The organism is Streptomyces sp. NPDC041796 (assembly GCF_055590785.1).
The window spans coordinates 45,322-70,249 of sequence record NZ_JBVJAH010000016.1 but is presented as its reverse complement, the minus strand read 5'-3'; the positions used below and the strand labels follow the sequence as shown (position 1 = coordinate 70,249).

The following is a 24,928-nucleotide window of genomic DNA, read 5'->3' as shown; positions in this document are numbered from 1 at the left end:
GTCAGCCGTCCTGACGCGCAGCGACGAGGCGCTGCAACTCCTCGATGCGGTCGACCAGCTCCCGCACCTCGGTCACCGTCTCCTCGTCGACCGGCTCGGTCCGCGCGTTCGCCGGGTCCCACATCTGCTCCTCCAGCCAGTCGGCGTACGCCATGTGGTGCTCGCGCAGGACGGCGAGGAGGGAATCACCGCAGCGTACGACCTCGTTGTGCGGCTCGACGTCCTTCCACACCCCGAAGACGGCCGTCCGGCCGACCGCGAGTTCGTCGAGGCTGTAGCAGTGCATCCGACCGCCGTGTGCGAGGTTGGTGTTGATGCCGAGGAGGAGCGGGACGAGGTCCGGGTCGCGGGCGAAGACCTTCCGCTCGATGTCGTCCAGCGAGCCCGGCCGTTCGCCCGGGCCGCCACGGTCGGGAGTGACGGCCAACTGCCAGGGCAGGCGGGTGAAGGTCACCATGAGGTCCAGCGACACGGGGTCCGCCTCGGCCAGGGCGAAGAACTCCTCGGGGAAGCCGACGCCGTAGCACTCGCGTACGACCTCGCGGGGCCCCAGGCCCTCCGCGTAGAGAGCTCTCGCCAGACGGGCGATCGAGGCGTAGTCGTCGCGTGACGCCTGGGCACGCAGGCGCTCGAGCGCGTCCTCGGGCACTCAGGACTCCCTCCGGTCCCCCTGCTGGGCTTCTTCCATGATGCCGTTCAGCAGCGGGGACAGCTCTCCCCACACTCCCTTGAGCGCGTCGGCGGTCAGCGCGGTGATGATCCGCCGCGTCACTCGCTGCGCCCTCTTGATGATCTCCTCCGTCTGGGGCCTGCCCTCCTCGATCGCGGTGGCGACCAGACGCTCCGCCTCGCGCCTGAGGTGCGCGGTCTGTTTTCTGATCACCACACTGTTCACGGTGCGCCGTGGATCCTCGGCCATCAGCTTGACGACCTCTTCGACATGGACGAAGACCGAGTCCTGGAGCTGACCCTGCAGACTCTGCCAGGCACGCTTGCTGACGCCCTGCGGCTTCGGGGTGGACTGGATGAACTCCTGGGCGAGCCGCGTGGCGCTGGCCATCGACTGCGACTGGAGCACCAGCGCATAGGCCCTGTGGCTGCGGCGGGCGATCTCTTCCGCACTCAGCGCCTGAGGGAGGTCTTCGCCGCGGGCGGCGCGGACGACCTTCTGCCAGGGCACCTCGAGGGCACGCTTGTCATCTCCGGGAGCCGGGCTCGTGGTCGTACTGGCCAGGGGCGCGTAGACGACGGAGAAGTCGGCGCCGAACAGCTCCATCAGTCTGATCTTGAGTTTCCGGCCCTCCGCACCCCCGATGGGATACAGCTCCCCCTGCGCCTGGAGCAGGCCGCGGGTCCGGGAGTCCTGGAAGACCCCCTTGGAACCTTCCTCGTCCCACGCCTTGATCAGCATGTTCGGCTCGGTGGGGTAGAGCATCTGCGTGTACAGCTTCGAGACGGCCTCCCGGATCGCCCGGTCCACCTGGTTTGACAGCGTCGTCAGTTGTACGGTCCGGGGCTCGGCCACCTTGTGCCAGTCGAAGTTCTCGAAGGTGTAGCCACCGATGGTGAGCAGTGGGTGCTCCCGCATTTCGCCGAGCACCTTGGTGTAGGCCGCGAGGACGCCCATCCCCCTGGTCGTCGCGACGTTGGTGTCGGCGTCCTGGCTGACGATGTGGACCTGCTTGTTGGCCTTGCGGAGGATGTCGACGGCCTTGTTCGTGTACGAGGAACCGATCACCTCCTGGCGGAAGACACCGTAGGGCAGGGCCTTCTTGTCCCGCAGACCGGACTCATTGGCCTCCGCGAGCTCCTTCTTGCCGTCCTTGAGGCCCTGATACTTGGCGCGCACCTCGGCAAAGGGGGCGTCGCCGCCCTCCTTGCCGTTGTCGACGTGGACCCACCTGGGCGTCCAGACGAAGCCGAAGACGGCCATGACGAGTTTGGCCGGTGTCGTGACCGAGCCGATGGCCGCGCTCAGCTCGCTCTTGTTCTTCTCCGGGTTGAGGCTCTCGAAGGTGTTGACACCGATGACGACCGCGGTCCTGGCCGCTGCCATGTCCTCCGACGCGCCTCCGGGGACGTCCCAGGCGGCGCTCAGGTACCGGGCGGCCACGGTGGGGTTGTCCTTGATCTCCTGAGGGATCGCCGCCATGTTGACGACGAAACCGATGAAGGGGTCGTTCCCCTGCACGGCGGGTTTGACGTCGTGCAGCTGCGTGATCACCGGACCGTACCTGACGACGTCGAAGCGCCCCTGGGCCCTGGCGATCTTGTACGGGAACTCCCGTTCCGACAGGTCTTCGACCGGCGTCTCCGCCTCCGGATTGACGGCCACCCTGATGCGGTACTGGTTCTCGGCCACCTTCTTGAGCTCGATCCGGGTGAGGCGGTGCCGCCGTTTGATGGCCGGGAGCCCGCGCCGCACCGACGCGACCGTGGCCGACTCCTCGTTGAGAAGGCGGGTCGCGTCACGCACGGCTGCGTCGAGGGCGCTCTTCTTGTCCGCCTCGGTCCGTTTGGTGGGGCGCTTCTTCCGGGGGTCGCGCCGGTCCTTCCGCTTCGGCCCGCGCCGGTCGGGACGATGCCGGTCGGGCCCGCGCCGCCGGTCGGGACGCCTGCGCCTGCGGTGCGTGCCGGGGCGGTCGCGGTCGGGGCGGCGCTTCGGGGGGTCCTTCTTGCCGGACCGCGACCCGAGCTTGGCCCACAATCTCTTGACCATCCCGACGATCTTGTCGATGACCCAGTCCACCGCCCGGTTGACCGGGGCGGACAGCCGCTGGACGATCTGCCGGACCCGGCCGGCGATGCCGCCCACGCCCAGGACCGCCGCGAGGACGCCCAGCAGGACGGGGATGGAACGGGCCAGCGCGCGTTCGATCAGGGCCGGTACGCCGCCGCTGCCGCCCCGCGCGATGGCGATGACCGCGTCGAGCACCGCGTTGACGAAGTCGAATATCTGGCGGGCCTGGGTGACGATGAACCGGACGAAGTCGATGATCAGCTTCACCGCCCGGACGAACGCGGACGCCGGGTTGAGCAGCGAGATCACCCACGTGATGCCGGCGACCACGATCGTCGGAGTGACATAGGCGATGACGTCGTCGAGCAGCTTCTTCTTCAGGTCGCCGACGCGCGTCCGCAGGTCCTCCCACATCGCCGCGACGCCCCGTCTGCGCACGTCGGCGAGGAGCGGCACGCCCGTCTCGGCCGCCGCGACCGCCGGTTCGGGGACCTTCCGGGTGATCCGTGCGCGGATGTTCTGCCACGTCAGGCCCATCAGGCCGGCGAGCATCTTCACCACGCCCTGGGTGTCGAACTTCGCGGGCAGTTCGAGGCCCGCCTCGGCCGTCCTGCCCAGCAGCCACGACAGGATGCCCTGCTGGAGATGACGGCCGATGTTCTGGAGGAACCGCCGCAGACCGGCGCCGACGGCGGAGACCAGGTTGCGCAGGAAGCCGATCGGGTCCTTCAGGATCAGCATGACGGCCTGGGCGGCCTTGGCGAGGACCGCCAGCAGCAGCCGCTTCAGCTCCATGATCGTGTTGATCACGGCCTTGACCGCGTTCACGGCCTTGGCCACCAGCCCCTTGTTCTTCTCCTTCTCCGCGGCGATCTCGTCGTCGACGGCCTTGAGCGCCTCGGTGTACTTGGTCGCCAGGGTGTCGACGAGCTGCGTGCCCTTGTCGTCCACGGCCTGCGTGAGCTCGTCGAACTTGTCGCTGAACTCGGCCGCCGCCTGCTGCCCGATGGTCCGCAGATCGGCCGGCAGCTTGCGCACCGCGTCCCGCAGCTCGGCCCGGCCCTGGGCGATGCGCCGCTTGGCCCGGTTCAGCTCCGCGCCGATGGTGTCGGCGACCTCGGAGATCACCTGCCGCATCCGGCGTACGTAGGTGTCGCGCGCCTCCTCGAAGATCTTGTCTGCCTCGGCGGGCAGTCCCGCGAACAGGTCCCGCACCCAGCGCAGTTTGCCTGTGGCACCCGAGTAGCGGCGGTCCTTGTACTCGTCCATCTTCCGCCGGTGCTCGGCGGTGAACGCCTCCCGGGCCGCCTTCTCACCCCGGCTGAACTGGTCGTCGACGAGCTTGTCCAGACCCTCCAGGATCGCCTCGACGTCCCTCTTCATCGTGTCGAAGACGCCTTGCAGGACCGCCGTGACCTGGGCCCGCTTCTCCTCGTCCCGGCTCTTCGCGCTCTTCTTGCCCGTGTCGACCCGCTGCCCGGTGCGCACCCGCTCGGCGCCCATCGCGCCCATGGCGGCGGTGCCGAGCCGCTTCGCCTGCGCCGTGGAGGCGCGCAGCTCGGCCGCCTCGTGCTTGCGCAACTGCCCGGGCGCGGTGTCGGAGTGCCGCTCGGCGGCCTGCTTCTCGCCCAGCGCCCTGGTGAACGACGGCTCGTTGGACTTCCGCAACTGGCCCTCGGTGACCTGCGCGTCCGCCATCCGGCGGTCGACGTCGGCGGGACCGGCCGACATGTCGGTGGCCGACGGAGGCAGCGTGTCCGGCACGGCCTGCGCGGGGTTCGGCGCGCCCGGAGCGCCGGGCGGCCGGTCCGCGCTCATCGGCACGACCTTCTTCGGCACGGCCGCCGTGGTGTCCGGTGGGGCGGCGGTCGTCGTGGCGATCTGCTCGGCCGAGTCGGACTTGCCCTCGCCGACCCTGCCGTGCACCTCCGCCCGGACCTCGTCGGCCTTGCCCGAGCCGGCGAACTTGTCCGCCTCGTCCAGGTTCTTGGGGGCCTTGTCCGCGATCGCCTTCTCGACCGCCCTGATGAAGGCGTCCTTGTCGAACTCCTTGGGCTTGGCCTCGTTCATCTTCTCGGCGTTGGCGGTCTTGCCCTGCGCCACCTCGTCGTCCTTGGGCGGCAGCGCGGCGTCCTGCGCCGCCACCGCCTCGGCACGCGGCGGGGGGTGGGAGGCGGCCAGCGCCCGCTTCTTGTGCCGCACGTCCTTCTTCAGCGCCGCGAACTTGGGGTCCGCCTCGGGGCCCGGCCGGGACTTCGTCCGCTGCCCGCCGCCGCCCGCCGCCGGAGCCTCCTCCCTTGTGCCCCGCGCCGCCGGTGCGGCACCCGCCTCGCCACGGCCGGCCGCCGAGACCGCTCCGTTGCCCACCATGTCCTGGGCGGCGGGCGTCAGCCGCCCGGCGAAGGGCGGAACCGCCGGTCCTCCCCCGCCCACCAGGGCGTTCTTCACCGCCGTGTTGGACGCGCCCACCGGGGGCCGGGTGGGACCGGTCGTCTCCGGCCGCTGCTTCGCCGGCGTGGACACCGCCGTCGACGCCGTCGGCCGCACCGCGAGAGTCTTCGGCGCCGGCATCGGCGGAACCCCTCCCACAAGCACATCGGTGGCGACAGGAGCCCGATGCTCCAGGGACACTCCGGCGCAGTGTCCCAACAGGGGCGTGACGGGTGCGTCACCCGCGTGTCCCCGAAGCGTCGCGGTACGCCTCACGGATGCGCACGCCTCGGGGATACGGCGCGGTCCCGCATCGGCGGGGCAGGTGGCTCGATCCGCCGGTCGTCCTCCCGCCGGTCGACCTTCAGCACCCGGGCTCGGTACTCAACCCGGTCCGCCGGGCCGGCGTGCTGCTGCGGGACACGGCCCGTGCCGGACGCGCGGGCCGCCCTCGACGAGTACCGCCCGCTACCGGACCAGGTGACCCGTACGGCTGCACGGGACAGCCCGGCCACGGTCACAGGGGCGTCCCGGCGCCCTGCCGCTGGGCGGCGGGACGCCGGGACGGAGAGACGGCGGGATCGGTCAGAGGGAGGTGCGGAACGGACCGGTCACCTCGTAGGTGATGCCGCCGCTGCTGGAGCCGGACGTGCCGCGCTGGGAGGAGAAGTACAGGCGGTTGCCCGCCGGGTTGAAGGCCGGCCCGCAGATCTCGGAGGAGGACTGGCCGGTGATCCTGAGGAACGGGGCGACGATGTCGTTGGGTGTGATGATGCAGATCTCCATGTTGCCGCCGTCCTCGGCGACATAGAGGTCTCCGACGGCCGCGGCGGTCACGTTGTCCACCCCGGTGAGCGGGGCGCCGGCGACGTTGTCGTCGTAGACGACGGCGAGGGTGTTGGCGGAGGCGTTGTAGGCCCAGACGCGGTTGTCGCCCTTGGTGGTGAAGTAGCAGATGCCGGAGCGGTAGTGGCATCCTTCGCCGCCGTTGAAGACCTTGGCGCCGGATACCTGGTAGCGGGTGGCGGTGGGGCTGCCGTCCGGGTCGGGCACGTTGGCCCAGGACAGGGTGCCGGAGACGTCCTTGAGGACCTGGAGGGTGCCACTGGACAGGTTTCCCCAGGTCGTGGGCACGAAGCGGTAGAAGCAGCCGTCGGACTTGTCCTCGGTGAGGTAGATGACCCGGCGTACGGGGTCGGCGGCGGCGGCCTCGTGGTTGAAACGGCCCATGGCGGCGCGACGGACGGCTGCGTTCACACCCCAGGGGTCGGTCTCGTAGACGTACCCCGTGTCGACCTCCTCGCAGGAGAGCCAGGTGTTCCAGGGCGTGGCGCCGCCCGCGCAGTTTCTGTGGGTGCCGGACAGGATGGTGTACGCGCCGGTGATGGCGCCGCTGCTGTTGAACTTGACCGCGCTCGCGCCGCCCCCACCGCTGCCGATCTCGGCGTTGGACACGTAGATCCAGCCCGTACCGTCGGCGAAGCAGGCGCCGCCGTCGGGTGCGCTGTGCCACTTGTGGCTGGTGCCGGACACGGTCTGGGTCGAGCGGGCGATCACCCGGCTGGTGAAGCCGGCCGGGAGCATGATCCCGTTGGCGTCGGCCGCCTGGAGGGCGCCGTAGGGGCTCGCGCCGGGCACGGCGGGGTAGGCGGCGGCCTGCCGCCACAGCGAACCCGAGAAGGCGGCCGCACCGGCGCCGGCGATCGCGGCACGGAGGACAGTACGTCGTTCCACAACTACTCCTTCTGCAGAGGGAGATGGGGTGAACCACAGGGCGTGCCACCGACTGGTCACCCCGGAGCGTAGGAGCCGGGCAACCGGCCGATAAGGAGCGTGGAAGAGAACTCTTACGGGCCGGCAGGTGAGCGGCTCTCTGCCGCAGAAACGGTTGGTCGCGGCAGAAGTGAACGCATGCTGAACTCTGCGGGAGGCCCCGACCGCCGCCGCCTCTCGGTGATCAGGACCGTCCTGCCCCGACACCGTTGCCCACCCGCCTGACCCGCCACCGTCCCCCGGAGGTCAGCGAGCGTGCTCGTCCGAGAACGTCGGCACGGCACCGGAACGGCACCGCGCTCGCCGCGGCGGCGACGGGTAAATCGCTGTCCCGTCGCCGGAGCACGGTGATAGACATCCGGAGTGGAAAAGACCCTGGACTTCCCCGATCTGCTGCGGCTGATCGACGAACGCTCGACCGCCTTCCGCGCCGCGGTCGCCTCGGCGCCCGGCCTCGACGTGCGGGTGCCGACCTGCCCCGAGTGGACGCTGTCCGATCTGGTGCGGCACCTGGGCCAGGGGCGCCGCGCCTGGGCCGCCACCGTCGCCGCGGGACCTGCCGCCACTGCCAAGTCCACGGCGCCGGACGCCCCGGCCGGACTTGGGGAGCGTGAAGTCGTGTCGGCCTGGTTGGCCGCATCGACGCAGGAGTTGTTGGACGCCCTGCGGGAGGCCGGCCCGGATCGCGGTTGCTGGACCTGGTGGGGTGCGTCGCAGTCACCGCAGACCTGCGGTGCCGTCGCCCGGCACCAGCTCCAGGAGATCGCGGTTCACACCTACGACGCTCAGGTCGCCGTGGGTGCCGGTCAGCCGCTGCCGGACGAGGTGGCACTCGACGGGGTCGGGGACTTTCTGTTCACCTGCGTCGCCACGACGAGTGCCTGGCCGCACAAGCCCGCAGCCTTCGACTTCCACGCCACCGAGGGCCATTCCTGGCGCCTCACGGTCGACGCCGACGGCGCACGCTCCGCCCGTCTCCCCGCATCCGCCGCGACACCCCCCGCCGCTGCCGGCGAGGGCCCGGAAGCGGCCTGCGTCTCCGTTCGTGGCACGGCCAGTGAGCTGGTCCTCTACATGTACGACCGTATCCCGGCGGACTCCCTGAGCATCGAAGGAGACGCAGGTCTGCTCGACCTGCTCCGCGCCTGGGAGCCGGTGGAGTAGGGCGTACCGACGCCGGGGCAGGCGTCGCGGGCCGTGGCGCGGGCGGCGTCGCCGCCGCTGCGGCCCCGGGCGACCTCGAGGGGACAAGGCGGCCGGGCCCCGGCCGGCCGCTTGCCCGTGCCTCCGACGCTCGCCCCAGCCGGGGAGTGGAACGGCTGCCGAACCCGATCAACGCGTCCAGGCGGTTGTGGGAAAGCGGCGGCGGCCCCTCCTGGGCGACTCCAGGGTCACCGTGGTGAATGAAGGCGGCCGACGGCGGGACGGCCGTGGGACTGATCAGTCCCACAGGACCACCTGCACGGCCAACGAGTCGGGAATATCGGAGATAGCGAGACGCGATGTGATCGCGAAGGCCCCGACGCCACCCGAGGATGTGGCGAAGCAATAGGTCCCTTCCCGGTAGGCGCTGATCCTCGGTGGATCGCCCGGCAGCGCAGGCAGTTTGCCCTCGCAGGTCGCCGCATCGAGCTCGTCCAGGTCCTTGCCTGTTTCCGCGGCGCGACCGCTCATCACGATGACGGCCGGCGTCGTGCTGTAGTCACCCCGCAGGTCGTCATCCACTCCCACCAACTTCCCCGGCCTTTCTCCGTCCAGCTCGGCGCCGACGGCTGAGGTGACATTGAGACTCAGTGGGAGGGTGACGGGGCCTTGCCATCGCCGCGCGGAGGCTGGTCGATCCAGTGCCGGCGACGTGGGCGAGGAGGGAGGCGGGAACCGGGGGCGGTCGACAGGCGTTTCCGTTTGGGCGGAGTCGTCATTCGTCTTCCCCGCCGAATTGACGCCTTGCACAACGGCACCCACGAGAGCACCAGCCGCCGCGATGAGCGCAGCGATGATGGTCGCCGGATGTTCGGACCATGCTCGCCTCAGCGCACCCGGCGGGCCGCCAGTTCCTCCGTCAGGGGTGTTGGCCATGGTCTCCTCGGATCGGTGGATTTCCCTGCTGTGGCGATGCGTTGGTGCCGTGCGTCCCTCACACCCGCAGCAGTTGGTCGGCATCGCGACGGACGTTGCGCCGGGCCTGTCCCGTCAGTCCGGCAGGCACGCGCCAACGCCGTTGCTGCCGCCGTTGCTGAACGCCGTGGTGCGCTGCGCGGCGTCACCGTGGTCCTCGGAACGGGTCCACGGAGTCTCATCGGCGAGGGCGGCAAGCGCCTGGGCCAGTTCCTCCCCGTCCCCTTGCTCGAACACGAGGTCTTCGGAGCCGAAGAGGGTCGCCCCCGCCAGACAGTCCGCCTGCAACTCGGCTGCCACCGCCCGGAGTCCGGAAACACGTCGTTGTACCGCGTGGGCCCATTCGTGGGCGACCACCAGATAGACCCACGAGTCGCCCTGCGCATAACCGTCACGCATCAGCGCGACGTCCCACGCGATGAAGTCCCCCTGAGAACAGTAGAACGCGTTGTGCGGGGTGGCAGCCTCGCCTCCGCAGCTGGGAGCCTCCGGGGTGCCGGCCACATAGGCTCCGAAGACGGTCGGCGACTGGTACGCCCCGGTGAAGTGGTCGTTCCAGTGCGACTGCCAGAAGCGGTCCACCACCGCCACTGCGTCCTCGGTCTCTGCCATCCAGGCGTCGTCCGAATCCACTCCGCCGCCTTCCGCGCCGGTGTCGGCCGGTGGCTCCACCTGGGTGTCTTCGTCCACCGGTGGGTCTTCCCGGTCCGTTCCGGCCTCTGCGCCCTGCGTCTGCGAGTCCGGATACGAACCCGATTCGGCGCAGGCTGTCGCCATGAAGATCGCACTGACACCGGCGACCAGCCACTTCCGGTAGATGGCCATATGACGTTCCCCCTCGTACTCGTCCGGATGTCGGCAGCCGCCGGAAACGTGTCATTTCCGCCGGGGCTGCCCGTCGGTTCAGCTCGGACTTCAGCCGTCTGTGGCAGTGAGGCGCTCAACCGCGGCCCATCGGCGCGTTGGTTCCGGAGTCGGGTTCATGATCGGGCGGCCAGGAGTGGCAGTTGCCGGCCCCTGGGCATGGCGCGGTTGCCGCTGGTGACAACAGCGTGGGTGACCGCTCGTTGGGCCGGCGCTGTCCGCTGCTCGCACAACCCGCTGCGACACAGGAGACGGCGCATACCCGCTACTTCACCGTGTTCCACGTACTGACGCACTCCTGATTCCGCCGCGATTGTATGCCTTGACCGGTTCCGGGTGACATAGGTCGCACATGGCCGCAATTGGTCCTGCGAAGGGCGTACGTCTCGGTACGACACGGTGGACAGGCGACTCGGTCGAGCCCGCTGGTTCGACGCGAGGCGCACAACGTCCCCCAGCGCCGACCACCGGCCACCGACCCTAGAGGGGCGGCGCCGGACCGCGCCGGCGCGCCCCTCCACGGCCTTCCGGTCGGCGGTGCGGCCCTACGGGAGCCGCAGGGGAGGGGCGCCGGCCTGGACCGACGGGCAGTCCCTGGCGAGGGCGCCCGGCCGTTCCGGGGTGACGCGGGCGATCATCGGACACGCCGGCGCCCACCGGCCTAGACTGAGGCTGAGCTGACACAGGGCCCGGAAGGCACCCCGTCACCGCACCCCGGCGGCCCCGCAGGGGGAGCGCGCGGAGGGGGGCAGTACCCGGCGGCCGTCCGGGAACCCGAGGAAAGCAGTGGAACGTGGACAGGATCGTCGCCGTCGACAGGGCCCTGCGCGCCGCGGCGCCTCACGCCCTCCTCGGGATCGTGACGGCAGCCCTGACCGGCGAGTACCAGGCCGAGCGCGTCGAGCTCCGGCTCGCCGACTACAGTGTCCGATCGCTGCAAGCCGTCGGACAGATCCCGTGGGCCACGGAGCCGCTGCCCATCCACGACAGCCCGCAAGGCCGCGCTTTCGGTTCGCAAGAGCCCGTCGTCGTGCCCGATCGCGCGACGGGAAAGGTGGATGTGCATCTGCCCGTGACCATCCGGGGTGACCGGATGGGCGTGCTCTCGGTGAGACTGCCCGACGAGGACCGTGTCACGACGGTGCTGCCCGAAATCCAGCACATCTGCGAGGCGCTCGGCCACGAGATCCTGGTCGCCGAGCGGGACACGGACCTCTACGTCCTGGCCAGGCGCGCGGCCCGCCTCACTCTGGCGGCGGAGATGCAGTGGCAGCTCCTGCCCGGGCGTGCCTGTTCCCGTGGGGAGTTCTCCCTCGGTGCGCACCTCGAACCCGCGTACGCCGTTCTCGGCGACAACTACGACTGGTCGGTGTCCGCGGACCACCTCACCCTCACGGTCACCAACGGCATGGGCGAGGGCATCGATGCCGCGCTCCTCACCAACCTCGCCGTCAACGCCCTGCGCAACGCTCGGCGCGCCGGTCTGGATCTCGCGAGCCAGGCCGCGCTGGCCGACCAGGCCGTCTACGCGCAGTATCGCGGGCACACCCACGTATCGGTGCTGTTGATGCGGTTCACACTGGCCACAGGAGAGGTCGAGGTGGTCGACGCCGGGTCACCGCGAGCATGGCGTCTGCGCGCGGGAGCGGTGGAGCCGCTCCGCTTCGACGCTCAGATGCCGCTCGGCATGTTCGAGGACACCCACTACACACCGGAGTACATGACCGTGGAACCCGGTGACCGGCTGCTCCTCGCCAGCGACGGCGTGTACACGGCCCGGTCCTCGGACGGAGAGCAGTACGGGGGCCGCGCTCTGGCCCGTACGCTCAGCGCCTCCCGCCTGCTGCCCCCGAGCCAGGTGCCCGCCGCCGTGCTGCGGGAGCTCGCCGCGCATCACGGGGACACACCACTGAGCGATGACGCCGTGGTGATCTGTCTCGACTGGTACGGGCCCTCCGCGTCCCCGCGCTGACCCGGTCCGCCCGCGTGTCACCCCCGCGCTGACCCGGCCCGCCCCGCGTGTCACGTCCGGCCCTTGCCGTTCCGCACAGGAAGGCGGTGCTCCACACTGCCCCTCCTGCGCCCCGCGCCCGGTGTCGGCTCACGGCCGGGAGAAGGCCGCATGCCTCCCACCGGCTGCCTGACCGGGCACCGCCTCGGTGCCCGGGCCGGGCTGCCGCCGGGTCACCTGTACCCGCCGTGGTGCCCGGAAGGACAGCAGCCCGAGCATGTCGGGGTCGTCGTCCAGCAGCTTGATGCCGGGCAGAACCGTCGCCGCCGTGCGGAGAGCGGTCGCGGCCTCCGTACGGGCCAGGAGTGCTCCTGGGCAGCGGTGCCGTCCGGCACCGAAGGACAGGTGGCGGCGTGTGTTCTCCCGGTGCGGACACAACCGCTGCGGCTCGGCGAACACGGACGGGTCGGACCCCGTGCCCATCAACAGCAGGAGCAGCTCGGCTCCGGCGGGGATCCGCACGCCCGACAGCTCGGTGTCCTGTGCCGCCACCCGGCGCCATGTGGTCACCGGCGGCTCGCGGCGCAGCACCTCGTCCACCCAGTTCCGCGCGAATACCTCGTCGGTCGCCCGGGCCCATGTCGACGGGTCGGCGCAGCCGGTGCGGAGCACGGTGGCGATGAGCTGCCCGGTGGTCGACTGCGCCGCGATGAAGACGAAGAAGCAGGCCGCCACCGCCGTCGGTATGTCGAGCGGTGTGCCGTCCGGCAGCCGGTGCTCCCGGAGTGCGCCGATCAGGCCGTGCTGCCCCGCGCCGTCGGTGACCTGCGCGGTGAGCCACTGGTGGAACTCGCCGACCAGCCCGGCCAGGGCGATCTGGCGTTCGGTGGCCGGTCTGCCGTAGAAGAGTTCCAGCGCGGCGTCGCTCCACTCCACCAAGGTGTCCGGCGCGACCCCTTCGATGCCCAGCATCCGCATCATCACCCGGCACGGGAGCAGCCTGGCGTAGTCGGCGGCGAGGTCGTAACGGCCCCGGGCGTCCAGTTCGCGCTCGGCACCGGTCAGCAGCTCACGAGCGGTCTCCTCGATGAGCGGGATCGCGGCGGACACCCGTGCGGCGCTGAAGAAGCGCGTGACGAGACGGCGCAGACCGGTGTGGGACGGGCCGCCGTTGTTGGCGAGGGCGGGAGGCAGGCTGAAACCGGCCCGGGCGAGGACCCGCAGGGCGGGGATCGGGAGCCGTGTGACGGCGTGCTGGGCGTTGTCCGGCCGGAAACCGGCGGGGTCCAGGAGGATCCGCTCGACGTCTTCGTACCGGCTGATCAGCCACAGGCCGGTCGCGGCGTCGTGGTGCACCGGTGCGGACTCCTGCAGCCCGGCGAACACCGGGAAGGGATCCGCGACGAAACCGTCGCCGAAGAGGTCGAGGTTACCGAGGACATCGCCGTCGATCACCGGGCTGGTCCCGCCTGCCATGAATTCCTCCGCCGAGAGCGGCGACGCGCGGCCGCACCGCACCCGGGCCGTTCTCGAGGGACGGTTACGCGCGGTGTTCCCCCACAGCGCGCCTTGCGACGTCAGTATGCACGGTCCCTCTCAGGTGCCCCGCGGTGCGTCCGCATCATGGCCTGCTGCCCGGCGGTCGGGAGGGGTGAGCAGGGTCGGCCGTTGTGATCGGATCCAGGCGACTCCCGTGAACCGTTTCACCGCCACCTCCTTCCGGACGAAGCCGGCCGGTGACAGGCCCTCGTAACCGTGGACGAAGAGGTCCTGGTACGTCCGGTCGGAGAAGGCGACTACGAGGTCGGTGGACCGGTCGTCGTCCAGGAGCGCCCGCAGCGGGGCGGAATCCAGCACGCGGAAGAGCTCCACCACCGTGGAGCCCGCGTAGCCGCTGTCCGCTTCGTGGACGATTCCGTGATGGAAGGCCGCGCGCATCCGGACGCGTACGGGTGCCGCGGCACCGGTGTCCTCCGGTGGGTGCTCGTGGTTCACGGCGCTCAGAGCGCCGGTGAGGCCCCGCATCAGGTGGGGGACGACTCGGGTGTGGTCGATGTCCGGGGGCAGGACCAGGAGGTATCCGTCCCCCTGGGCCTGGCGGCCGCAGGCGTCCCAGTCGACCGCCGCCCGGGCGCAGGCGGCGCGCATGACGCGCAGCAGTGCGCGCTGCAGACGGATCATGTTCGTGTTGTTGTGGGCGCTGTACCTCTCGATGTCGACGGCGAGGCACAACCGCTGCCGCCCCGGAGGCAGCGGGCCGTCCGGCGTCCCCGGTTCCTCGAAGCCGGCGAGCGCCCAGGCGCCCGGCCGCGGTGCCCGTCCCGCGAGGGGCGCCCCGGTCCAGACGTCCGCCGGAGGCACGAGGAACGGCACGTCGTCACGGGTCCGCACCTCGCCGTCCGCTCGGGTGCCGCTCAGCAGCGGGTGCTCGACCACCCCTCTGATCGCCAGCCGGCCGGACAGTTCCGTGAGCGGCGACGGCAAGGCCACGACGGCCTGTGCCCAGCGACCGTCCGGGCGGAGGACCCGGTCGTGGCGGGGTTCCTCGAAGATCCAGCGCAGCCGATGACCGCCGAGGCCGAAGGCGGCCACCCGCGTGCCGTCGGGGTCGGCCCACCCGGCGCCGGGCTGCATGTCCAGGGCTCTCAGGCCCTCGTCGTCGAAAGTGACCGCCAGCTCGATCTTCCGGTAGCCCCACCCGGCCGCGGTCTCCTCGAGGTCGAAGGGGAAACACAGCAGCAGCGCCGCCGTGCCGTCCGCCGCGGAAGCCCCCGCGCCGGTGCCGTGAAGGGTGTAGGCCAGGGGCCGGCCGAGTGTGATCCCGGCTGCCGGAGTGCCCCTGGGTTTCAGCGCACCCCGGAAGACCAGATCAGGGGTGGCCAGAACGTCGTCGGGCACCTGGTGTACGTGATCTCCGTGGGGTGCCGACGAGCCGGCACCGGCTGGATCCTGCATTCCCCGCGCTCCTTGGCTGTCGTCCACGCTTCACGATGAGGGAGGCTCGACGAGGGTGTGCCAGCCGAACACCCGGTACCGCAGCCCGTCCGCGGTGTTCGCCGGCCGTGAGTCCCGGACGCCGGCGCAGACCTCGTCCAGCAATGTGCGCAACGCGGCGGGTTCGGACCAACGCCGGCGGGCAGTGCCTCCCAGCGGGCTCAGGTCGAGTTGGCGGTCGCCGACCAGCAGCAGCACGCTCTCCGGGCGGCTCCCCTTGGCCGGTACGTCCTCGGGCCACCAGATCTCCACCGGACCGGACCGCCAGCCGGCCTCGCCGTCCCGTACGACATCCGCCTCCAGCCGGATGCCACTGGGTTGGTCGTGGGTCACGAGGGAGGTACGGCCGCTCAGCCCGACGCCGAGCAGCCAGACGTACAGCGGGGTGTGCGAGCCACTGGTGACGGAGACCCGGTAGCGGTCCCCGGCACGCAGCCCGTCGAGGGCCGGCGACGCACGGAAGTCGAAGCTGCCCGGCCTCGTCTCCACTTCGATCCAGGCCCGCAGGTCCTTCCGGGGCAAGCCGTCGGGGCCGGGGTCGGCCAGCCCTCGCAGCCGCTCGCCCCGCGCGACAGTCTCCAGCAGGGCGACGGTCCTGCGAGCGGCAGCAGTGAACTGCTCCCCGGCGAGCACCGGCACGTCCTCCGGATGCCGGTACGGCATCCCCCGCGCGTCGGTCACTTCGAGCTTTCCCTCACTCATTTGTACGTGGGAGAGGGCCGCGTTCTCGGGGGAGGCCTCGATCAGCCGCGGCGACGACGTGAGCCGTGTGCGGATGGCATCGGCCAGGGGCCCGTTCACCGCGATGTGCACGGGATGACGCGTGTGGACGCGTACGGGAAGCGCGTACGCACCGGGCGGCAGTGGAACCATGGGCGTTCCCGGCGGCGGGTCCACGAGCGTGTCAGCCGCGTCCACTGCCACGACCCGCGTCTCCGCCGTACGGGCGGGCCCCCTTCCGTCGGCGGGGAACACGAGCCGGACCCGGTCCAAGTGGCGCAGGCCGAACAAGGCGCCGCCGGTCACGCGCAGCTCACCGCCGTACGCCTTGAGCGGCAGCCGTTCGGGCTGCTCGGGCACGTCGAGCGAGAAGGGCAGCCGACCGGACGGCCCGCCGGCGTCGGGCCGCTGGAGCACCTCGGACAGCTGGACGTGGTCACGGACCCGGGACATCAGCACCGACCATGGGACGGGTGTATGACGGAAGTCCTCCAGCGCCTTGGCCAGGCCGGCGGTGAACAGGCCCTGTCGCTCGTTCTCGTAGGCGAGACCGTGCCGCTGGCACGCGACCAGCCGCACGACGTCGGGGTCGGGCACGCGCGGTACGGTGGCGAGCCGTGCCGACCGCTGGACGCCGGCCTCCACGGGGACGTCGGTCCGTACCGACTTGATCCGCCACCGGCCGGGATCACGGACCATACCTCCGGAGTGACAACAGTCCAGGATGCAGGTGACGTTCGGAGTGGTCACCGTGAGGCGGCGGAGCGCCGCGGTGAGTTCCTCGGCCAGGTAGCCGCGGAAGTCGGTGGTGGTGCTCTCCTGGTGGTCGCCGGGCACCAGGCACTGAAGGTTCGCCGGGCCGCCGGGGAGGTGGTCCCGGAGGGCCGGGGGCACGGGAAGCAGAGCCCCGTGCCCCGAGTAGTAGACGACAACCGCGTCACCCGGCTGCGTCTCACGTGCGAGCCGCGTCAGTGCCTCATCGATGCCGTGGTAACTCGCCTCGCCCTCCCCGCAGACGCGCAGCCGGGTGAATCCGCGGTCGCTCAGGAGCCGTTCCATGACCGTGATGTCCTCACCCACACCGGTCAGGTCGTAGGTCTGGGCGCCGATCAGCAGGGCGCGCATCGTCATGCCGGTTTCCTCGATCCTCTTCTATTTCTCTTCCGCTCTCTTGTGCTCTCTTCGGCCGGTCGCGCCTCATGGACCCACGTGGATGAAGGGCGCCCAGTGGAACGGGTGCCGCCCGTCGGTGGCGGCCGGAGCGGGCCCGAGGCGGCTGTCACGGGTCCGTACCCGTGACCCGGCGGGATCCGGGCGGACGTCCGCCCGGTCGGCGAGCCGGGCGTACTCCTCCTCGCGCTCGTCCTCCGACAGTGCCCGGATCTCCCGCTGTGCGCGGGCGAGCGCGGTGCCGACGGGCGGGTGGTCCGGGGACACCAGATGCTGGTACATGCGCGTGATCACAAGGCATCCGGTGACGTCCTCGACCGGCCAGAGCGACACCACCGCGTGGCGGGCGCCGCTGATGACGGCCGCCCGGGTCAGTCCGAGCACATCCCCTCCCGCGGTGGCGGCGCCGCGACCGGTGTCGCAGGCGGACAGAACGAGGAGTTCCGGGGCGAGGTCCGGACCCAGGAGGTCGTCCATACCGAGGTGGTCGTGGCCTGCGAGCGCCAGGCGGCTGAGGTGCGGCGTCAGTTCCCGTACGTCGCCGTGCGTCGCCAGATGGAGTACGGCGCACCCGGCGGCGCGCTCCAGGACCCGCTCACGCCCGGCCGCCCGCCCGGTGACCACCCTGCTGCGGGGCAGCAGCCGCTCGATGGCGGCGACCTCCGTCACCGTGCCGGGCAGCCGCGCCAGGCGGCGCTCGGGCGCGGTGGCCGGCGCGCCGACCAACAGAGCCGTCCTGTCCACCCAGTTCCCCTCCGCCGGCCGGGGACCGGTCCTGGTGAGCAGGGAGGCTGCCGGCAGGTAGGAGACGTCGTGCGTGACGCCGAGGACCGCACCCGCACGCGGAAGGGCGTGGAACGGCACCAGGGAGAGCGAAGCAGGCGGCACCACAATGATCCTGTGGTGGCTGGAGAGCAGCGGTGAACAGAAACCGAGGAGGGCTTCGGACAGCTCCCGTCCCGGCTCCGTCACATCGCCGCCCGACGCGCACGCGGTGTGGAAGCGTCGGGCCGTCGCGACCAGGCCGTCCGCGGGCAGCCGCCGGCGGTCGGCCGTCAGCCCTTCGCGGGTGACCGCCCAGCCCAAGAGGTCCTGGTCGAGCAGGTGATACTGGAGGAGCACGGTGTCCGGTGGCAGTGCGCCCGCCACCGCGGCGACGTCCGGTACGACGCCGGGGTCCCGACGGGAGGCGAGCGCGCGGGGCACGATTCGGCGCACGTCGGCCTCCGCCGCGCCGAGGGACCGGTCCGCTTCGGTGATGCGGCGTTGCGCGGCACCCGCGACGGCCGCCCCTGCCGACTCAGCGGCCGACCTCGGGGCACCCGGCCCGCCGCCGCGCAGTCCGGCGGCCGCCTCTTCGAACCGTCCGGCCCACCGTGTCTCCGCCTGGAGCCAGCGGCGTACCGCCCGTACCGCCTCGGGCTGTCCGCCCGCGCTGTCGAGGGCGTGCACGGCATCGAGGAAGCCGGACCGGCTCCGCTCCGCGGTGGAGAACGCGGTGGCCTCACCGCCGGGCAGCTCCCACTGGGACAGCACGGCCGTGTGATAGGCGCGCGCCACCACGGGATCGTCGGCCGATGCCGCCCGCAGGGTGTCCCGCCCCATCCTCAACCGGTGTTCCTCGTAGGCGGTGACCGCCTCGAGGGCCCGGTCGGCGGCGCCCCTGGGGTCGCCGAGGGCGAGCAACGCCTCCGCCTCGAGCGCGGGAAGCGCCCACGGCCTGTCCGGTCCCGTGCCGTCCGCCCCGACGCGACGTACCGCCTCGGCGGCGCGCTCGGGCTGCCCCAGCCGCAGCCGGAGCGCCGCCGACTGCCATGCCGTGAGCGACCCACGTGCCTCGAGTTCGTCGGCCTCCGCCCGGGCCCGCGCCTTCCGGCCGGTCTCCACCAGGAGCGCACAGCGCGCCAGGGAAGGCGGGACCCGTTCGGCGAGCGCCGACGCCTCCGCGGCGGTCCGCTCCGCATCGGCCGGCCGACCGGCCGACCTGTGCCTGCGCAGTCGGTGCAGTGCCTCGACGGCGTGTGTCGACGACAGCCCGGACCGCAACCCCTCCAGGGAGTCGCACAGAGCCTTCGCCGTGATCGACGGCACTTCCTGACCGCGCAGCAGGCGCGTGCCCAGATCGATCACGCGCGCGAGCCGGGGCCGTGCGGCGGCGACGAGGTCCGGATCGCCCAGTCCTACCGCCTCGTTGAGGAAGAGTTCGGCCGCGAGCGCGGCGGACAGCCACGCGTTGACCGCCGCGGCCGTGACCTGCTGCCGGTCCGCGGCATCCGGCCGCGTGACGTCGTCGGCGGCCTCCCCGTCCCCGTCCTCCAGCCGTCGCACCCGCGTGTGCAGCTCGATGTCGGCGAGCACCAGGGCCGCCAGCCGGTGGCGGGCGTCGTGGTACGCCTGAAGAGGACCTGCCCCTGCCCGGGTCGTATCGTGCGGGGCGCCCGGCACGGATCCTCGCACGTCCCCGTCCCCGTCCCCGTCCACGTCCGTGTCCCCGTCTCCGTCCCCGTCCGTGTCCCCGCCCCCGTCCCCGTCCGGCGCGGGCCGTCCCGCGCCCCGTGGTCCGTCGCGCCGCTCCGCGAGCCGTTGTGCCAGGTCACCCGCCTCCCTGCCCCGGACGACGTACCCCTGCCGGGTCCAGTCCGCGGCCCTGGCGGAGACGAGGTGCGCCATGCCCAGGAGCCAGGAGCCGCTGCCCACGGTCGAGGCCCAGCGGCGGACCGGCTCCACGTCGTGCTCGGGCAGGGGCCGGCCGTCTTCCACGGCGTCCAGCATGCGATGCACGGTGAGCAGCGCCACGCACGCCCCGTCACCGGCGACGGTGGCCTGCGCGAGGGCGCGCTCCACGTGAGCGGTGCGGTCGTCGGGCTTCCGGCGCAGCCGGGCCACGTGGGCCAGACGCAGACCGGCCGCTGCCCGGCCTCGGGCGGCGCCTGCCCTGCGGAACAGCGCTTCACCCCTGGCGTAGTGCTTCGCGGCGCGGCTGAGCGCCTTTCCGCCGACCAGGACCGGCAGACAGCGCTCCGCCGCGCCGGGAACCCCGAGCTCCGCGTCGCCCGCCAGTAACTCCGACATTCCCGCGAAGGCTTGGTCGCCCGGCACGAGCCGCAGCGCTTCCCGGCGCAGCGCCTCGCTCCGGCGGCGGTCCCCCGCCCGGGCCCGTACGTCCGCCGCGACGAGCAGGTGGTAGGCGACGGGGGCCACCAGGCCGCCCTCGGCGAGCTCCCTCGGCAGCTCGTCGAACCACCGCACGGCCTCGTGCACTTCCTCGGCGCCGCCGACCGCCGCCACCACATCGGCGGGCTGGGCGTTGATGACGTCCCCGTTCCCGAGCAGCGCACGGGCCGCGAGCATGTCGGGGAGGTACCGGCCCGCCAGGAAGGCGGGGAGCCGCAGTCCGGGGTCCCTGGCGAGGACGGTGAGACGGGCGTGTGTCCCGTCCATGGCCTGGAGCAGCGCGGATTCGTGCTCCGGTGGCAGGGCCCAGCCGACCAGGCCCCCGGGACTCCGGTTGACGTCCATGGCGACCGCCGCCGTCCGCAGCGTACGTGTCACCAGATCGTCGTACGTCTCCTCGGGCACGGGATCACCCAGCACGGCCAGTGCCCGCCCGGCCTCACCGGCGGCGAGAGCGGCCGCGGCCGTCAGCCAGCCGCGCACCGGGTCCGCCCAGCGGTCGGGCCGGACGGCCGCGGGGTCGACGCCACGCTCGTCGATCATCAGAAGATGCGTGAGCAGACGGATGCCGTCCACCGTGTGACGGCCCTCGTGGGTCACTTGAATTTCCTGACGACGACAACGACCAGGGCGGTCAGCACGATCACCCCGGCGGCTCGCGCCGCTCGTCGGGGCCAGTCCGGTGCCGGGCGTGCCCTTCCGCTTGCTCGAGCCACAGGAGCAGGATGTGCAGGACCTCGTCCACGACCGTCCCGGCCTTCAGCGCCCCTCCTGTCACCGTGTCGACCAGTGCCCAGACCGAGGGCTGAGAGGACGGCGGCCGGGAACCGTCCGGCGAGTCGCCGCTCTCGCGATGGGTGACGGCCGTCGAAGGCCGTCGTTGAACTCCCTTCCGCGGGGTACGCGTCGAGTTCCACGATCCGCATGGGTGAGCCGCCCGCCGGAGCGCCGAACGCCTGGGAGCGGCTGACCGGACGGGTGGTCGTGTCGGCCTCGAAGAACTCCCGTACCTCCGCCCCACACCTGCGGTGGACCTCGGCGAAGAGCTCCTGTGTGGCGAGCGACTCGGGAGGTGTCCGGCAGACGACCCCCTCGATCAGGGGGGTGCGCCTGGGACCGCTCATCGCGTAGTCGCCGTCCAGCCCCACATCGGCCGCCTTGAGATGGACGACCCGGTACAGGAGCCACAGCGTCTCGGACACGGGCCCGTGGTACTCGCGTAGGTAGACGGCGTCCTCGCTGACCTCGCCGCTCGTCACGTCGTGCAGCAGCGCGTACCTGTCCTCGTCCACGAGGAACTCCGGGGCGACCACCACCCGGAAGCCGGTGTTGACGGACCGGGTGAGGGCGAACGGCCATACGTTCGCGGCCGTGGCGTTCATACCGTGGTCCATGATGATTCCTCCTCGATGAGCCGCGAACCCGGATGCTCCGCCTCGAACTCGGCCAGCTTGGCGTGGAACAGCTCGACCAGACCGTTCAGCGCCTCCTTCTCGGACGTGGCCGTCAGCATGCGCTCCCGCAACCGGGCGACGTCCCGTTCGACGCGGTCGCCGTAGTCGGTGACACGGGCCTCCACATAGGAGATGAACGCGTCGGCCATGTGGTCCCGTACCAGCCGCATCACGGGTGAGTGCGTAGCCGCGGCCCGTATGTACGCCCGCGCCAGCGGGATCCTGTCCTTGACGATGCGCACCCAGTTCAGCCGCTGTTTCTCCCGGGCGATCAGCTGCGGCTCGGGGGCGGCCTGTTGGTTCATCCTGTTCAGCTCGGCCTGGAAGAGGTCCACCAGGACGGCCATGAAGGGGACTTCGACGTACAGCGGTGCCGGGATACCGCCCTTCTTGACCATGGTCCGGCCGTCGGGGCCGAGAGTGGCGAAGTCCAGACCCACCGAACTCACCGGAATGAAGCGAATCCCCCTGGTACCGCGCGGGTTGCGCATCAGGGTCGCCACGCCGTCCTTGAAGTCGGGGTGCTTCAGGAGAGCGTCCGTGACAGCCTGCACGGTGTGCCCCGCCGCCGCGAGGAGATCCCACTTGGTGATGACGAAGTGCACGATGGCCCGGCTCTTCAGCATGTAGTTGAAGATCGGGACGAGGTCGTCCGCCAGTTCGTGGTCCCCGTCGAAGAAGCGCAGGACCTTGGCGCCGTCCAGCAGCACGAGGAGGAACTCCGATTCCTCGATCCGGCTGAGGAGGCGGTCGGCCGTTTCCACCCGTCCGTCCGGCTCGGTGAGGTTCTCGCCCGAATAATCCACGTAGGTGATGGAGAACGGGCTGAAGGTCTCGTTCCGCGACGTGCGGACGGAGCAGGTGAAGTGCCACTCGGACATGTCCGCACGCCGGGTGGGGTCCGGCCACACGACGGGCTTCGAAATATCCTGGTAGACCTTGTTCAGCAAGGTCGACTGCAAGGGCGGCAACTGGACGTGGAAGCCCATGTCCGGCCGAGGGATGGAGAGTCTGCGGAACAGACTGGCGAGGTAGACGGTCTTGCCGGACAGGGACGGTCCGAGCACGGTGACGGGAATGGCCGGCATGCGGTGCCTCGCATTGGCTTCAGGTGGCGGTTTTCCTTGGCGCACAGGCGAGTACGGCGAGCCGTGTGCGACGGTCCCGCCGTTCTCCTGCCGGTAGTAGAACGTTTTGGTGCGCGCACGAACCGGTCGCAGTGCGGGTTCGCTGGAACGTCTGGCACAAAAACGTTCCGGCCAAGATCGCCCGGCGGACAGGTGGTCCGCCGGGCCCCCGCGGTCAGTGATCCACGGCGATCCTGCGCAGAGCGGGGACCGAGTGCACGGTGAGACGGCACCGCCCGTAGCTGACGACCTTCTGGGTCCTCAGTTCCTGCAACGCGTGCTGCACACGTCGCTCACGCGCTCCGATGAGCTCGCCCCACTCCGCATGGGTGAGCCCGGGCCTGACCGACAGACCTTCCGGGGTCCGGGCGCCGTACTGCTCCGTCAGGTCCAGCACGGCCCGGCACAGCCGGGCGATGACGGGGCCGCGCGTGAACTGCGTACGCCGGCGGACCGCCGTACGGCTGCGATGCGCCAGGCTCCGGCTGACCGCCAGGCCGGCGGCCTGGTACCGGGCCATCCACCCCAGCCACTCGTCCTGCGAGATCCGGCGGACCGACACCTTGTCGCACGCCGTGACCGTGGCCGAACGGGGCTCGTTGTCGAACGCCGCGGTTTCCCCCACCACATCGCCGCCCGCGCGGATGTCCACCAGCACGGCCGCGTCCCGGCTGTCAGTCGTGGTGACCTTGGCGAAGCCGTTCAGCAGGACCAGTACGAACGTGTCCGTGGCCCCCGCCAGCAGCATGATCTCCCCGGCCTGGTAGGTGTGCGCGGTACCGGCCCGCAGCAGCGCCGACCGTACGGGGCCGGCAGAGGCGGCTTCGTTCCCGGTCGCGTCGTTCAGCTCCCACAGCAAGGTCCCTCGCGGGTATGCGCCCCCGGCAGGCCGGATCGCCGGTCCGCATCCCCCGCCTGAAATGTCCCCATTCAGCACCCCGTCCCCCTCCCGGACGTCCAGCTTCCGCAACTCATCGTTGAGCAAAGGGGCATACGCCGCAAGGCGTGAACTTACTTACCAGATGGGAACATGCGTACCCGGCGCGGGCGTCCGGACACGGCCCGTCCCGCCACGGCAACACGTGCGGTGCGTCCACGCACTGGCCTCGAAGGTGCGGCGGTGGCCGGCTTACCGCCGGCTACGGACAGGATCGGCCGGCATCAGCGGCTTGGTCCGGCCCCCCGTCACGTCACTGCCCCTGCTTGTGTCGGCAGTTCGCCGCAGTCGTGGGTGTAGAGCCAGGCTGTGGCCTTCTCGTAGAAGAGGCGGACCGCCAGCGGCATCACCAGGTCGCGTATCCGCCGGGTGAGCGGGCCGGCCGTCTTGGCGGCGCGATTGTCCGACGCAGCCTTGACCATCTTGGCGATACGGGCCGAGCGGGCGGCGTCGTACGCCGAGAGGGCGGCCGACACCGAGGGCTCCGCGGCCAGGGACTGGGCCAGGACGAGTGCGTCCTCCAGGGCCATCGACGCGCCCTGGCCCGCACCGACGGGGTGTCCGGCGTCGCCGAGGAGTGCGATGCGGTCGTTGTGGCGGACCGGGACCGCGTCGAGTGTGTGCATCAGGGTCGGGCGGTGCAGTTCGGTGGTGGCCTCGAGGATCGCGGTCGGCAGTTGTTCGTGCCGGTGCAGTTCGCCAAGGCGGCGCAGCCATTGCGCGTCCGTGAGGGCGAGATCCGGCTGTACGGGGCAGGCGACCTGTGCCGACCACCAGACCTTGCCGCCGGGGGCGGAGAGGTGGAGGAAGGCGCCGTTGCGGGTGAAGGTCAGGTTGAAGACACCCGGGTCGGTCTCGATGCCTTCGGCGATGCCCGAGATGCTGTAGAGGCCGGCGTACTGGGGGGTGGGCGCGTGCGGGTCGAGCAGTGACCGGGTCGCCGACCAGATGCCGTCGGCGCCGATGAGCAAGGACGCCTCCGCCGTACGGCCACTCGCGAAGACCGCCCGTACCCCTGCCTCGGTGGTCACCGCGTCCACCAGGCGCTCACCGGTGACGATGCGCGCCCCGGCCGCCAGCGCCTCCGCGCGCAGCACCGCGACCAGCGCGCCCCGCATCAGGGTCACGCTGTGCAGGTGGTCGCCGCTCAGCCGGCCCCGCGGCACATCGCCCAGGAGCTTGCCCGAGCTGGACCACATGCGCTGGCCCGGCACGTCGATCCCGGCCCTCCGTACCTGCTCCAGCACGCCGAGGGAGCGCAGCACCCGCAGGCCGTTGGACGCCAGACTCAGGAACGAGCCCACCTGACCGGCCGGTTCGGCGTACGCCTCGTAGACGGTGACCTCCACACCGATGCGCCGCAGCGCTGTCGCGGCGGCTGCTCCGGCCACTCCGCCGCCTATGACGATGGCAGTCATCTGCCCCCCGTTCTCTTCCGCGCGCTTCTGGTGAATTGGCATTCAGTGAATACGGATT

15 protein-coding genes are annotated in these 24,928 nt (G+C 71.3%); 2 read left to right on the top strand and 13 right to left on the bottom strand.

Features of this window, described 5'->3' with window-relative positions; translation table 11 throughout:
- Position 1 precedes the first annotated feature (1 nt).
- The 3 genes from ACZ6C1_RS28345 to ACZ6C1_RS28335 form a co-directional block, all read right to left on the bottom strand.
- Entirely contained in the window at positions 2-649 is a 648-nt protein-coding gene (locus tag ACZ6C1_RS28345) for a hypothetical protein (protein ID WP_469244537.1), read from the bottom strand.
- Positions 650-5,311 (bottom strand): phage tail protein, encoded by a 4,662-nt coding sequence (locus ACZ6C1_RS28340; RefSeq protein ID WP_469244535.1) that lies wholly within the window; start codon positions 5,309-5,311, stop codon positions 650-652. It abuts the gene before it with no gap.
- Positions 5,312-5,755: 444 nt separating this feature from the next.
- Positions 5,756-6,904 carry an alkaline phosphatase PhoX gene (locus ACZ6C1_RS28335; RefSeq protein ID WP_469244533.1) on the bottom strand — a complete coding sequence of 383 codons (1,149 nt, stop codon included), beginning with the start codon at positions 6,902-6,904 and terminating at the stop codon, positions 5,756-5,758.
- A 402-nt stretch (positions 6,905-7,306) separates the two neighbouring features.
- On the opposite strand from ACZ6C1_RS28335, the gene ACZ6C1_RS28330 reads away from it, so the two are divergent.
- On the top strand, positions 7,307-8,107 hold the full coding sequence (locus ACZ6C1_RS28330; protein ID WP_469244532.1) for a maleylpyruvate isomerase N-terminal domain-containing protein: 801 nt from the start codon (positions 7,307-7,309) through the stop codon (positions 8,105-8,107).
- A 276-nt stretch (positions 8,108-8,383) separates the two neighbouring features.
- Here the strand turns inward: ACZ6C1_RS28330 and ACZ6C1_RS28325 are convergent, their stop codons facing one another.
- Together ACZ6C1_RS28325 and ACZ6C1_RS28320 are read right to left on the bottom strand one after the other, a co-directional pair.
- Positions 8,384-8,668 (bottom strand): hypothetical protein, encoded by a 285-nt coding sequence (locus ACZ6C1_RS28325; protein WP_469244530.1) that lies wholly within the window; start codon positions 8,666-8,668, stop codon positions 8,384-8,386.
- Positions 8,669-9,136: 468 nt separating this feature from the next.
- Positions 9,137-9,886, bottom strand: coding sequence for a neutral zinc metallopeptidase (locus tag ACZ6C1_RS28320; protein WP_469244528.1), 750 nt, complete (start codon positions 9,884-9,886; stop codon positions 9,137-9,139).
- 832 nt (positions 9,887-10,718) lie between these two features.
- Between ACZ6C1_RS28320 and ACZ6C1_RS28315 the strand changes: the two genes are divergently transcribed.
- Positions 10,719-11,897 carry a PP2C family protein-serine/threonine phosphatase gene (locus ACZ6C1_RS28315; protein WP_469244526.1) on the top strand — a complete coding sequence of 393 codons (1,179 nt, stop codon included), beginning with the start codon at positions 10,719-10,721 and terminating at the stop codon, positions 11,895-11,897.
- 129 nt (positions 11,898-12,026) lie between these two features.
- On the opposite strand, the gene ACZ6C1_RS28310 is transcribed toward ACZ6C1_RS28315, so the two are convergent.
- The 8 genes from ACZ6C1_RS28310 to ACZ6C1_RS28275 all read right to left on the bottom strand — a co-directional run bounded on the left by ACZ6C1_RS28310 (position 12,027) and on the right by ACZ6C1_RS28275 (position 24,870).
- On the bottom strand, positions 12,027-13,352 hold the full coding sequence (locus ACZ6C1_RS28310; protein ID WP_469244525.1) for a cytochrome P450: 1,326 nt from the start codon (positions 13,350-13,352) through the stop codon (positions 12,027-12,029).
- Between the two features lie 120 nt (positions 13,353-13,472).
- Positions 13,473-14,774 carry a hypothetical protein gene (locus ACZ6C1_RS28305; RefSeq protein ID WP_469244522.1) on the bottom strand — a complete coding sequence of 434 codons (1,302 nt, stop codon included), beginning with the start codon at positions 14,772-14,774 and terminating at the stop codon, positions 13,473-13,475.
- A gap of 87 nt (positions 14,775-14,861) precedes the next feature.
- Entirely contained in the window at positions 14,862-16,721 is a 1,860-nt protein-coding gene (locus ACZ6C1_RS28300) for a caspase family protein (RefSeq protein ID WP_469244520.1), read from the bottom strand.
- A gap of 66 nt (positions 16,722-16,787) precedes the next feature.
- The gene (locus ACZ6C1_RS28295) at positions 16,788-20,534 is read right to left on the bottom strand and encodes a CHAT domain-containing protein (RefSeq protein ID WP_469244518.1); all 3,747 of its coding nucleotides are present in this window, start codon (positions 20,532-20,534) and stop codon (positions 16,788-16,790) included.
- Positions 20,531-21,328 carry a hypothetical protein gene (locus ACZ6C1_RS28290; RefSeq protein WP_469244516.1) on the bottom strand — a complete coding sequence of 266 codons (798 nt, stop codon included), beginning with the start codon at positions 21,326-21,328 and terminating at the stop codon, positions 20,531-20,533. Before ACZ6C1_RS28290 ends, ACZ6C1_RS28295 begins: the two co-directional genes overlap by 4 nt.
- Complete coding sequence (locus ACZ6C1_RS28285; protein ID WP_469244512.1) at positions 21,313-22,476, bottom strand: hypothetical protein; 1,164 nt, start codon at positions 22,474-22,476, stop codon at positions 21,313-21,315. Before ACZ6C1_RS28285 ends, ACZ6C1_RS28290 begins: the two co-directional genes overlap by 16 nt.
- A 214-nt stretch (positions 22,477-22,690) precedes the next feature.
- Positions 22,691-23,374, bottom strand: coding sequence for a Crp/Fnr family transcriptional regulator (locus ACZ6C1_RS28280; protein ID WP_469244492.1), 684 nt, complete (start codon positions 23,372-23,374; stop codon positions 22,691-22,693).
- Between the two features lie 326 nt (positions 23,375-23,700).
- Positions 23,701-24,870 carry an FAD-dependent monooxygenase gene (locus tag ACZ6C1_RS28275; protein ID WP_469244490.1) on the bottom strand — a complete coding sequence of 390 codons (1,170 nt, stop codon included), beginning with the start codon at positions 24,868-24,870 and terminating at the stop codon, positions 23,701-23,703.
- Positions 24,871-24,928 lie beyond the last annotated feature (58 nt).